Source organism: Rhodococcus kronopolitis (genome assembly GCF_042654025.1).
GTDB classification, from domain to species: domain Bacteria; phylum Actinomycetota; class Actinomycetes; order Mycobacteriales; family Mycobacteriaceae; genus Rhodococcus_G; species Rhodococcus_G kronopolitis.
In genome coordinates this window covers 20,610-32,732 of sequence record NZ_JBHSFO010000002.1, presented here as the reverse complement: position 1 = coordinate 32,732, position 12,123 = coordinate 20,610, and the positions used below count along the sequence as shown (strand labels likewise).

General features: G+C 72.0%; 9 protein-coding genes and 1 pseudogene. 8 read left to right on the top strand and 2 right to left on the bottom strand.

Annotated elements, in window-relative coordinates; all coding sequences use genetic code 11:
• Nucleotides 1–146 precede the first annotated feature (146 nt).
• Nucleotides 147–1,556 (top strand): replication-associated recombination protein A, encoded by a 1,410-nt coding sequence (locus tag ACFO6S_RS03285; RefSeq protein ID WP_378414141.1) that lies wholly within the window; start codon nt 147–149, stop codon nt 1,554–1,556.
• A gap of 42 nt (nt 1,557–1,598) precedes the next feature.
• On the opposite strand, the gene ACFO6S_RS03280 is transcribed toward ACFO6S_RS03285, so the two are convergent.
• Both ACFO6S_RS03280 and ACFO6S_RS03275 read right to left on the bottom strand, forming a co-directional pair.
• A complete protein-coding gene (locus ACFO6S_RS03280) occupies nt 1,599–1,856 on the bottom strand; it encodes a YgaP family membrane protein (RefSeq protein ID WP_378414139.1) in 258 nt (85 codons plus the stop codon).
• Between the two features lie 112 nt (nt 1,857–1,968).
• Entirely contained in the window at nt 1,969–4,041 is a 2,073-nt protein-coding gene (locus ACFO6S_RS03275) for an MMPL family transporter (RefSeq protein WP_378415192.1), read from the bottom strand.
• 360 nt (nt 4,042–4,401) lie between these two features.
• Here ACFO6S_RS03275 and alaS point away from each other — a divergent pair, with 360 nt between their 5' ends.
• From alaS to ACFO6S_RS03240, 7 genes and pseudogenes are all read left to right on the top strand, one after another.
• Entirely contained in the window at nt 4,402–7,071 is a 2,670-nt protein-coding gene (gene alaS / locus ACFO6S_RS03270) for an alanine--tRNA ligase (RefSeq protein WP_378414138.1), read from the top strand.
• Nucleotides 7,072–7,205: 134 nt separating this feature from the next.
• Nucleotides 7,206–7,670: a Holliday junction resolvase RuvX gene (gene ruvX, locus ACFO6S_RS03265; RefSeq protein WP_378415190.1), complete on the top strand. Its 465-nt coding sequence runs from the start codon at nt 7,206–7,208 to the stop codon at nt 7,668–7,670.
• A 26-nt stretch (nt 7,671–7,696) separates the two neighbouring features.
• Nucleotides 7,697–8,899: pseudogene (locus tag ACFO6S_RS03260) on the top strand (endolytic transglycosylase MltG); the annotation flags it as partial.
• Nucleotides 8,889–9,713 (top strand): shikimate dehydrogenase, encoded by an 825-nt coding sequence (locus ACFO6S_RS03255; RefSeq protein ID WP_378414136.1) that lies wholly within the window; start codon nt 8,889–8,891, stop codon nt 9,711–9,713. The pseudogene ACFO6S_RS03260 and the gene ACFO6S_RS03255, both read left to right, overlap by 11 nt.
• 155 nt (nt 9,714–9,868) lie before the next feature.
• Nucleotides 9,869–10,342, top strand: coding sequence for a prepilin peptidase (locus ACFO6S_RS03250; RefSeq protein WP_378414134.1), 474 nt, complete (start codon nt 9,869–9,871; stop codon nt 10,340–10,342).
• Between the two features lie 34 nt (nt 10,343–10,376).
• The gene (gene aroC, locus ACFO6S_RS03245; RefSeq protein ID WP_378414131.1) at nt 10,377–11,576 is read left to right on the top strand and encodes a chorismate synthase; all 1,200 of its coding nucleotides are present in this window, start codon (nt 10,377–10,379) and stop codon (nt 11,574–11,576) included.
• A 19-nt stretch (nt 11,577–11,595) separates the two neighbouring features.
• The gene (locus tag ACFO6S_RS03240; protein ID WP_378414129.1) at nt 11,596–12,099 is read left to right on the top strand and encodes a shikimate kinase; all 504 of its coding nucleotides are present in this window, start codon (nt 11,596–11,598) and stop codon (nt 12,097–12,099) included.
• Nucleotides 12,100–12,123: the final 24 nt, after the last annotated feature.

Sequence of the window (12,123 nt, the reverse complement as noted above, 5' to 3'; positions counted from 1 at the left end):
ACCCCGAACCTGGACGCCTGCTCATTCAAAACGGGGCTGCGCGCGCGATGTTCACCCGATGTTCGCCGCCCCATTCCCGAGTTGCCCGTCTCACTGTCGGACCCGCGGCGGGGGTCGACGTCGGTGCCGGCTAGTAGCGTCGGGGTGTGACTGACTTCTTCGGCGACACGGACGCGGGCGGCGACGGGGCGGGCCTGTTCGAGGCTCCGGCCGCCGAGCCTGCTCCCGAACCGCTCACGTCGGTCCCCGCCCGGACGTCGACGCCGAACCCCGGTGCGCCCCTCGCGGTGCGGATGCGGCCGGCCACGCTGGCCGAGGTGGTCGGTCAGCAGCACCTGCTGGCGCCGGGGGCTCCGCTGCGTCGCCTTGTCGAGGGGTCCGGCGCGTCGTCGGTGCTGCTCTACGGTCCGCCCGGGACCGGCAAGACCACGCTGGCGTCGCTCATCTCGGGTGCCACCGGGCGCAGGTTCGAGGCGCTGTCGGCGCTGTCGGCCGGCGTCAAGGAAGTGCGTGGCGTCATCGAACTGGCCCGGCGGCGGCTGCTCCACGGCGAGCAGACCGTCCTGTTCATCGACGAGGTGCACCGCTTCTCCAAGACGCAGCAGGACGCGCTCCTCGCCGCGGTCGAGAACCGCATCGTGCTGCTGGTCGGGGCGACCACCGAGAACCCGTCGTTCTCCGTGGTCTCGCCGCTGTTGTCGCGCTCGCTCGTGCTGCAGCTGCAGTCGCTGACGTCCGACGACATCGGCGTCGTGATCGAGCGGGCGCGCACCGACGAGCGGGGCCTGGGCGGATCCGTCGAGATAGCCGACGATGCCCTCGAACATCTCGTCCGGCTCGCGGCAGGCGACGCGCGACGCGCGTTGACGGCGCTCGAGGCCGCGGCGGGCGCCGCGCTGGACGGCACGGCGGCGCGCCCCGCGTTGCTGGACCTCGAGACCGTCGAGTCCAGCGTCGACAAGGCGGCCGTCCGCTACGACCGCGACGGCGACCAGCACTACGACGTGATCAGCGCGTTCATCAAGTCGATTCGCGGCTCCGACGTGGACGCCGCGCTGCACTACCTGGCGCGGATGATCGTCGCGGGGGAGGACCCGCGCTTCATCGCCCGCAGGCTGGTGGTGCACGCCAGCGAGGACATCGGGATGGCGGACCCGACGGCCCTGCAGACCGCGACCGCCGCCGCGCAGGCCGTGCAGCTGATCGGCATGCCGGAGGCCCGGTTGGCGTTGGCACAGGCCACCATCCACCTGGCCACCGCGCCGAAGTCCGGCGCCGTCATCGCGGCGCTCGGTGCGGCGATGGCGGACGTCAACCAGGGCCGCGACGGGCTGGTGCCGCCACACCTGCGCGACGGCCACTACGCCGGGGCGGAGAAGCTCGGCAACGCCGTCGGCTACAAGTACCCGCACAACAACCCGGACGGGGTGCTCGCCCAGCAGTACCCGCCGGACGAGCTGGTCGGCGTCGACTACTACGTACCGACCGGCCACGGCGCCGAACGCGAGCTGGCGCAACGGGTTCCGAAGCTGCGCCGGATCGTCCGGGGGCGCTGACCCGGCGTGCACTCCGTCCTGGTCCGCGGGCAGGCACGACCGTCAGGCGGGTCCGTCGACGGCAGGCGGGGTGTACCGGCAGCCGGCCCGCGCGAGGCCCAGCCGACCCATGACCAGGCTGGCGGGGCACCAGCCGACCGCGGCGAAGAAGACCAGGTTCGCGCCGACGAACCCGGTGAGCAGCAGCCACCACGGCGAGAACGCGAGGGTCAGTGCCACGCTGAGGAGCACCATCGCTCCGCCCATCAGCGGAACCGCGCGCTCGACTGTCCAGCCTTGGTGGCGGGGAAGGTTGTTCACTGGAATCTCCTGTGGTCTGTCGGGTGAGGGGTCGGTCGGACGAGTGGATGCCGGGCGGGCCGGCGCGGGGTGCGTGGCGGCGATCCGGCCGCCGACCACGCACCCCGTCGGATCAGCCGTGCGAGAAACTGATCCTCGGCAGCACCCGCCGCAGCCAGGCCGGTGACCACCAGGCGGCGTGCCCGGTCAGGCGCAGCAGCGTCGGCAGCAGGACCAGGCGGACGAGGACCGCGTCGAGCAGGACCGCGACGCCGAGGATGATGCCCATCTCCTTCGGCGGCAGCGGATCGGAGAGCGCGAAGGTGAAGAACACCGCGACCATCACCGCCGCCGCGGCGAGGATCACCCGACCCGAGTGCGCGAGCCCGTCGATGTGCGCGATCTTCGGGTCGCCGGTGCGTTCGTAGTGTTCCTTTGCGGTCGAGAGCAGGAACACCGTGTAGTCCATCGCGATGGCGAAGATCATCGCGAAGAAGAACACCGGACCCCAGCCGTTGAGGAAGCCCTGCGGTGTGAAGCCGAGCAGTTCGGCCCCGTGACCGTCCTGGAAGATCAGCTTCGCCACGCCGAACGCCGCGCCGGTCGAGAGCAGGCTGACCCCGGTGCCGAGGACGGCGATCAGCGGCGCCTGCAACGCCACCAGCAGCAACACGAAGCCCAGGATCAGGATGACGCCGATGATCAGCGGCAGGTAGTCGTTCAGGGCCTGCTGCAGGTCCAGGTTCTCCGCTGGTGCGCCGCCGACCAGCGCCTGTTCGGGCAGGTCGGAACGCAACTGGGTGAGGATCGAACCCATGGCCTCGTCCGAGGGGTCGACGGTCGGGATCGCCTGGAGCATCACCAGGCCGGAGCCGTCGCCCGCGGGCACCGGCGGGGTCACCGCCGCGATGCCCTCGGTGGCCGCCGCGACGGTCGCGCTCGCCTCGGCCGCGGCGGCCGGGGTGACGATCTGCAGCATGCCCGGCGCGCCCACGCCCATCGCGGACTGGACCAGCTCGTAGCCCTGGCGAACCGGGGCGTCCGCCGGGACCACCTGGATCGAGGGCATGGCGACCTTGAGGCCGAGGACCGGGACGGACAGCGCGACCAGCACCAGCAACGACCCGATGGCGAACGGCCACGGGTGCCGGTCCAGCAGGGCGCCCCAGGCTGCGAAGCGCGGGGACCGGTGCTGCTGACGCTTGGCGTAGGGCAGTGACCCTGCGTTGACCTTCGAGCCGAGCGTGCCGAGCACTGCCGGCAGCAGGGTCAGGGTGGCGGCGAGGACGAACGTCACCGCGAGCATGATGCCCACCGCCATGGTCCGGACCGCCGGGGCGGGGACCAGCAGCACCGCGGACAGGCTCACCAGCACGGTCAGGCCCGAGAGCACGACCGCCTTGCCGGCGGTGTCCATCGTCTCCGCGACCGCCGCCCGGGGGTCGCCGGTCCGGCGCAGGGCGTCGCGGAACCGGGCGACGATGAACAGGGCGTAGTCGATGCCCAGGGCGAGGGCGAACATCATCGCGAAGTTCATCGCCCACACGGAGATCGGCGTGACGGAGTTGAGCAGCACCAGGCCGCCCGCCGAGGCGATCAGGCCGGCCATCGTCAGCAGCAGCGGCAGGCCCGCGGCGACGAGCGAACCGAACGCCAGCACCATGATCGCCAGCGTCACCGGCCACGACATCATCTCGGCCTGGATCATCGCGTCGTGGTTCGCCTTGTTGAAGTCGCTCCACAGCGCGGACGCGCCGGTCGGGTAGACCTCGACGCCGTCGCCGGACAGCGCGGTCAGCTCGTCCTTGACGTCGTCGACTGCCTTGACCATGTCGTCGGAGCTCGCGTCGGCGCCGGCGATCAGGATGCCGGTGTGCCCGTCCGGACTGATCGACATCCCGGGCTGGGGGGCGATCACCTCGCCGAACCGCGGGTCGGCGGTGAGCAGCGCGGTGGCGTCGTCGAGTACCCGCTGGACCGCGGGATCGTCGAGGGGCGCGGCGTCCGAGTGCACGACCACCTGGACGGCGGCGGAGGAGTTGCCGCCGAAGTGCTCCTCGGCGAGCTCGCGCACCTGGACGGATTCCGACCCGTTGGCCTGCCACCCGGCGCCGGCCAGCGAGCTGAAGACCGACGGCGCCGCGGCACCGAGGGCGACCAGCGCGATCAGCCAGATGCCGAAGACCCAGCGGGCCCGGCCTGCCATCGCCGCGCCCAGTCTGCCCAACAGCCCGGCGACCGCGGGGGCGCCCTCGTCGGCGCCGGACGGCGGCCTCGCCGCGACCTTCTCCTTGACTTTCACGCTGATCTCCTAAATACGGGTGGGGGTATATATTTGCCCAGTCAGATACCCCCATAGGTATGTGGCAATGCCGTCGAAGATACCCCAAGGGGTATTGATCCGGCCAGGCGAGGATCGTCACACCACCGTGACGGGTGTCCGACGCGCGCGGTACGCGCGGAAGGTGTGCGGCCGGCTCGCGATAGGCTGGGGGACGGCCGACGCGTCGTGATCTTGGCGTGCGCAACGGTCAGCCCACACCGCCACTGTTGTAAGGACCATGACGTGCAGACCCACGAGATCCGCAGGCGATTCCTCGACCACTTCGTCAAGGCCGGTCACACCGAAGTCGCCAGCGCCTCGCTGATCCTCGACGACCCGAACCTGCTCTTCGTCAACGCCGGCATGGTGCAGTTCGTGCCGTTCTTCCTCGGCCAGCAGACGCCCCCGTACGCCACCGCGACCAGCGTGCAGAAGTGCGTGCGGACCCTCGACATCGAGAACGTCGGCATCACGACGCGGCACAACACGTTCTTCCAGATGGCCGGCAACTTCTCCTTCGGCGACTACTTCAAGCGCGAGGCGATCAAGCACGCCTGGGCGCTGCTGACCAACAGCGTCGCGGACGGCGGCTACGGGTTCGACCCCGAGCGGCTGTGGGTGACCGTCTACCTGGACGACGACGAGGCCCGCGACATCTGGAAGGAAGAGGCCGGCATCCCGGACGAGCGCATCCAGCGCCGCGGCATGGCCGACAACTACTGGTCGATGGGCATCCCCGGCCCCTGCGGCCCGTGCTCGGAGATCTACTACGACCGCGGCCCCGAGTTCGGGCTCGAGGGCGGACCCGAGGCCGACGAGGACCGCTACCTCGAGATCTGGAACCTCGTGTTCATGCAGAACGAGCGCGGCCTCGGCGGCTCCGGCAAGGACGACTTCGAGATCCTCGGCCCGCTGCCGAAGCAGAACATCGACACCGGCATGGGCGTCGAGCGCGTCGCCTTCCTGCTGCAGGGCGTCGACAACGTCTACGAGACCGACCTGGTCCGTCCGGTCATCGCCAAGGCCGAGGAGCTGACCGGCCGCACGTACGGCGTCAGCGGAGAGGACGACGTCCGCTTCCGCGTCATCGCCGACCACGCGCGCACCGCCGCGATGCTGATCGGCGACGGCGTCAACCCCGGCAACGACGGCCGCGGCTACGTGCTGCGCCGGCTGCTGCGCCGGATCGTGCGCTCGGCCAAGCTGCTCGGCGCCGAGCAGCCCAGCATGCGCGAGTTCATCACCGTCGTGCGCGACACCATGGCGCCGTCGTACCCGGTGCTCGACACCGACTTCGAGCGGATCCTCAACGTCGCGGTCGGCGAGGAGGCGGCGTTCCGCCGCACCCTGGTCTCCGGCGAGAAGCGGTTCGACACCGCCGCGGACGAGGTCCGGTCCGCAGGCAAGAAGGTCCTCGCCGGGGGCGAGGCGTTCGCGTTGCACGACACCTACGGCTTCCCGATCGACCTGACCCTGGAGATGGCGGCCGAGGCCGGCCTGACCGTCGACGAGGACGGCTTCCGGTCGCTGATGGCGGAGCAGCGTCAGCGCGCCAAGGACGACGCCCGCGCCCGCAAGCACGCGCACGCCGACCTGTCGGTCTACAAGGAGCTCGTCGACCGCGGCGAGACCGAGTTCACCGGCTTCGCCGAGCTGACCACCGAGGCCACCGTGATCGCGCTGATCTCGGACGGCGTCCGGGTGCCGGTGGCCACGGCCGGGCAGGAGGTCGAGGTGATCCTCGACCGCAGCCCGCTGTACGCGGAGTCCGGTGGCCAGATCGCCGACATCGGCACCATCACCGCGCCCGGCGTGAAGGTGCGGGTGCGGGACGTGCAGAAGATCGCCAAGAAGCTGTGGGTGCACAAGGTCACCGTCGAGCAGGGTCAGCTCACCGAGGGCGACGCCATCCTCGCGCAGGTCGACGCGAACTGGCGCGCCGGCGCCACCCAGGGCCACTCGGGCACCCACATGGTGCACGCCGCGCTGCGACAGGTGCTGGGCCCCAACGCGGTTCAGGCAGGCTCGCTCAACAAGCCGGGCTACCTGCGTTTCGACTTCTCCTGGCAGGGCCAGCTCTCGGAGTCGCAGCGCAGCGACATCGAGTCGGTCGCCAACGAGGCCGTCGCCGCGAACCATCCCGTCAACACCTTCGTCACGGACCTGGACCGGGCCAAGGCGATGGGCGCGATGGCGATGTTCAGCGAGAACTACGGCGACGAGGTCCGCGTCGTCGAGATCGGCGGCCCCTTCTCGATGGAGCTGTGCGGCGGTACCCACGTCGCGCACTCCTCGCAGATCGGTCAGATCACGCTGCTCGGCGAGTCGTCCGTCGGCTCCGGAATCCGCCGCGTCGAGGCCTTCGTCGGGCTGGACTCGTACAAGTACCTGGCCAAGGAGCGCGCGCTGCTGGCCGGCGTCGCGTCCTCGCTCAAGGTGCCGTCCGAGGACGTGCCGGCGCGGGTGGAGCAGCTCGTGGAGCGGCTGAAGGCGGCGGAGAAGGAACTCGAGCAGACCAAGGCCGCGGCCGTGCTCGCGTCGGCGGGCACGTTCGTCGAGCGGGCCGAGCGGATCGGCGGGCTGCTGCTGGTGGCCGAGGCGGCGCCCGAGGGCGTCTCCGGCAACGACCTGCGCACCCTGACCACCGACGTCCGTGGCCGGTTCGGCACCGAGCCCGCCGTGGTGGTGCTGATCGGTTCCGCGGACGGCAAGGTGCCGTTCGTCGTGAGCGTCAACAAGGCAGCCCAGGACCTCGGCGTCAAGGCCGGTGACCTGGTCGGCGCGTTCGGGCCCAGCATCGGCGGTCGTGGCGGCGGCAAGCCGGAGATGGCGCAGGGTTCAGGCAGCGACGCGTCGGGCATCCCGGCCGCGCTCTCGGCGGTACGCGCCCGCGTCGCCGAGCTCGCGGGTTGAGTCGGGAGGACCGGGCCGCGTCGGATCACCCGGACCGGGCAGCGTCGGATCACCCGGACCGGGCAGCGTCGGATCACCCGGACCGGGCAGCGGCCGACCAGCCCGGGGTCGACGACCCCGGGCGCGGCCGCCGCATCGCGGTCGACGTCGGCAGTGTCCGGATCGGCGTCGCCTCCAGCGACCCCGACGGCATCCTCGCCACCCCGGTCGAGACCGTTCCGCGCGCGAAGTCCAAAGCGGACAGGTCGGACATCGAGCGACTCGCCGCGTTGGTCGCGGAATACGAGGCCGTCGAGGTTATTGTCGGTCTGCCGCAGACCCTTCGGGGCGAACGCGGCAGCGCCGCGGGGTTGGCGTTGACGTTCGCCGCACAGCTCCGGGACCGGCTCGCGCCGGTGCCGGTGCGGATGACCGACGAACGCTTCACCACGGTCACCGCGTCCCGGGCGCTGCGCGAGAGCGGAGTCAAGGCCAAGGGGCAGCGGTCGGTGATCGACCAGGCCGCGGCCGTGGCGATTCTGCAGGGATGGTTGGACCAGCGAAGCGTGGTGATGCGCGCCGCGCAGGACCTGAACGCACACACGGAGGATGGTCAGTGACAGACACCCGGTCGGGCCAGGACCAGAGGTACAACAGCCGCGCCGAGGCGCGCCGCGCGCGCGAGGCGGCCAACCGCCGGGGCAACGGCCGCGGCAAGGCCGTCGTCGTGCTGGCCGGAACGGTCGCCGTCGCGATGGTCGGCGGCATCGGTTACTTCGCCTTCCAGAAGCTCGGCGGACCGGGCCTGCCCGCCGACTACACGGCCGGCGAGGCCGGCCCCGAGGTGGTCGTGCAGGTGCACCCCGGTGACACCGCGCAGCAGATCGGCGCCACGATGCTGGCCGAGGGCGTGGTCAAGAGCAGCGACGCGTTCTACAACGCCGCCGTCCAGCAGAGCTCGATGAGCGAGCTGCAGCCCGGCTACTACTCGCTCGCCTCCCGGCAGCCCGCCGCGGCCGCGGTCACCGCGCTGGTGAGCCCCGAGTCGCGGGTCGGCGCGCTGGTGATCTCCGAGGGCCGTCAGCTGCACGACACCCGCGACGTCACCACCGGCGCCACCAAGAACGGCATCTACACCCTGATCTCGAAGGCCAGCTGCCTGCCCGCGGCCGGCGAGCCGCAGTGCGTGAGCGTCGCGGACCTCGAGGCGGCAGGCGCCGACCCCGACGCCGCCGCGCTCGGGGTGCCGGACTGGGCGGCCGCCCAGGTCCGTGTCGTGCCGGACCGGGCGCGCCAGCTCGAGGGCCTGATCGCGGCCGGCAGCTGGGACTTCGACCCGTCGGCAGGCCCGACCGAGATCCTCCGGACGCTGGTCTCGGGCAGCGCGGCAAAGTACGAGGCCACCGGCATCAGGACCGCGGGCAGCGAGGTCGGGCTCAAGCCCTACGAGGTGCTGGTCGCGGCGTCGCTGGTCGAGCGCGAGTCGCTGCCGGAGGACTTCGGCAAGGTCGCGCGGGTGATCATCAACCGGCTCGCCGAGCCGCAGAAGCTCGAGTTCGACTCCACGGTGAACTACGCACTCGACACCACCGAGGTGGCCACCACCGACGCCGACCGGGCCCGGGTCACCCCGTGGAACACCTACGCCAAGGACGGCCTGCCTGCGACGCCGATCTCCTCGCCGTCGATCGCGGCCGTGCAGGCCGTCGAGTCCGCACCGCCGGGGGACTGGCTCTACTTCGTGACCATCGACAAGCAGGGCACGACGCTGTTCACCAAGGGCTACGACGAGCACCTGGACAACATCGTCAAGGCCCAGGGCAGCGGAATCCTCGACAGTGGCCGCTGATTCGGCTCGCCGGGCGGCGGTGCTCGGCAGCCCGATCGCGCACTCCCGCTCACCGCAGCTGCACCTGGCCGCGTACCGGGCGCTCGGTCTGACCGACTGGACCTACGACCGGGTCGAGTGCACCGGCGAACAGCTGCCCGGCCTGGTCGCCGGGCTGGGGCCGGAGTGGGTGGGCCTGTCGGTCACCATGCCCGGCAAGCTCGCCGCACTCGAGTTCGCCACGGAGCGGACCGAGCGGGCCGTGCAGATCGGCTCCGCGAACACCCTCGTCCGGATCGACGGGGGCTGGCGGGCCGACTGCACCGACGTCGACGGCGTCACCGGGGCGCTGGCGGAGGTGGGGGTCGGCGACCTGACCGGCGCGACCGCGGTCGTCCTCGGCGCAGGCGGCACCGCCCGGCCCAGCCTGCGGGCGTTCGCCGACCTGGGGGTCGCGGAGGCCGTCGTGGTGGCGCGGTCCGCCGAGCGGGCGGCCGAGACCGTCGAGTGCGGCCGGCGGATGGGCCTGACCGTGCGGTACCAGGACTTCGAGCTCGACGCGCTGGCCCGGGTCTGCGCGAGCGCGGCGGTGGCCGTGAGCACCATCCCGGCCACGGCCGGTGCGGACCTGGTGTCGGCGGTCGCCGGCGTGCCGGTGCTGCTCGACGCGATCTACGACCCGTGGCCGACGCCGCTGGCCGCCGCCGTGACCGCCGCAGGCGGCACCGTCGCCGGGGGTCTTCGGATGCTGCTCAACCAGGCGTTCGGCCAGGTGGAGCAGTTCACCGGCCGGCCCGCGCCGCGTGCGGCGATGGCCGCGGCCATCGGGGCCTGAGTGCCGCTCCGCCACCGCCGGTAGTCCGACCCGGCCGGCAGGCCGGTTCGTCCACGGTCTGCAGTCCGTCCACAGCCCGGCAGTTCATCCACAGGGCAACAGTCCACCCAGGTGACCGGCCGGGCCCCGACGCCGACGACCGGCACCGTGTGGGCATGGGCATGGGCATGGGCATCGGGTGGGGGCAGGACTGGCCGACGATCGCCGCGGGCTGCGCACTGGCGTGCTGGTGCGGATACCTCAGCGCGGTCGACCTGCGGTCCCGCCGGCTGCCGAACGCGGCGACCGTGCCCGGCGCCGTGGTGGTGCTGCTCGCGGCCGCCGTCACCGGGCACGGCCGCGCCGCACTCGTCGGCGCGGCACTGCTGTCGGGGCTCTACCTCCTCACGCACCTGGCCGCGCCTGCCGCGATGGGTGGCGGTGACGTCAAGCTCGCGGTCGGTCTCGGCGGCGTCACCGGCGCTGCGGGCGCGCAGACGTGGCTGCTGGCGGCGGTCGGCGCCGTCGCGCTCACCGCGGCGTTCGGGGTGGTCCTGCTGGCGGCCGGGCGCCGTGGTCGGAGCCTGCCGCACGGCCCGTCGATGTGCCTGGCGACGGTGGTGGCGTTGACCGCGACGGCGCTCGGGTAGCCGGTGTGCATTCCCGGTGGCGCGCCGTGGAAGGATGGGCCTCGTGCTGCGCTGGATAACTGCCGGAGAATCCCACGGTCCCGCCCTGGTCGCCCTTCTCGACGGAATGGTCGCCGGGGTCGAGGTCACCACGGACGAGATTGCCACCCAATTGGCCCGCCGCCGTCTCGGTTACGGCCGTGGCGCCCGCATGGCCTTCGAGGCCGACAAGGTCACCGTGCTGGGCGGCGTCCGGCACGGCCGGACCATGGGCGGCCCGATCGCCATCGAGGTCGGCAACACCGAGTGGCCCAAGTGGGAGACCGTGATGTCCTCGGACCCGGTCGACGAGGCTCTGCTCAAGGACCTCGCGCGCAACGCGCCGCTGACCCGACCGCGGCCCGGACACGCCGACTACTCGGGCATGCTCAAGTACGGCTTCGACGACGCCCGCCCGGTGCTCGAGCGCGCCAGCGCCCGCGAGACCGCGGCCCGCGTCGCCGCCGGTACCGTCGCCCGCCAGTTCCTGCGTGAGGCCCTCGGCGTCGAGGTCTTCTCACACGTCGTCTCCATCGGTACCGCCGCCCGTGCCGCGGACGCGCCGCTGCCCGTCGCCGCCGACCTGGCCGCGATCGACGCCAGCCCGGTGCGCGCGTTCGGCGCCGACGCGGAGGCCGCGATGATCGCGGAGATCGAGTCCGCCAAGCGCGAGGGCGACACCCTCGGTGGCGTCGTCGAGGTGATCGTCGAGGGACTGCCCGTCGGACTCGGCTCCTTCGTCAGCGGCGAGAACCGTCTCGATTCGCGACTTGCCGCCGCGCTCATGGGAATTCAGGCCATCAAGGGTGTCGAGGTCGGCGACGGTTTCGAGACCTCGCGCCGCCGCGGCAGCGCCGCGCACGACGAGATGCGTCCCGGCCCCGACGGCGTGCTGCGCTCGACCAACCGGGCCGGTGGGCTCGAGGGTGGCATGACCAACGGCGAGGCACTGCGGGTGCGGGCGGCGATGAAGCCGATCTCCACCGTGCCGCGGGCCCTCGCGACGGTCGACATGGCCACCGGCGAGGAGGCCGTCGCCATCCACCAGCGCAGCGACGTCTGCGCGGTGCCCGCCGCAGGCGTGGTCGCGGAGTCGATGGTCGCGCTGGTCGTCGCGCAGGCGGCGTTGGAGAAGTTCGGCGGCGACTCGCTCGCGGAGACCGTCCGCAACGTCGAGGGCTACCTCGCGGCAGTGCAGGAACGTCTCGCGAGGTGACCGCCGGTCGTGAGTCCCGATGAGTCCCGTTGCGGTGCTCGTCGGTCCGCCGGGGGCGGGGAAGTCCACCATCGGGCGGCGGCTCGCGCGGGCGTTGGAGGTCGACATCTTCGACACCGACGCCGCCATCGAGGAGGAGACCGGACGCACCATCGCGGACATCTTCGCCACCGACGGTGAGGCGACGTTCCGGGCGCTCGAGGAGGACATGGTCCGGCGCGCGCTGACCGAGCAGGACGGCGTCGTCTCGCTCGGCGGCGGCGCGATCCTGTCCGCGGCCACCCGCGCCCGGCTCTCCGGGCATACCGTGGTGTACCTGGAGATCAGCATCTCCGAGGGACTCAAGCGCACCGGGACCAACGACGCCCGGCCGCTGCTCAACGGCGGCGACCCGAAGCAGAAGTACCGGGACCTGATGCGTCGCCGTCGCCCGCTCTACCGCGAGGTGGCGACGATCCGGGTCCGCACCGACAGCCGCAGCCCCGCGCGCGTGGTGCAGCAGCTGATCAACAAACTGGGGTAGAGAACGTGTCAGACAACGAGCAGG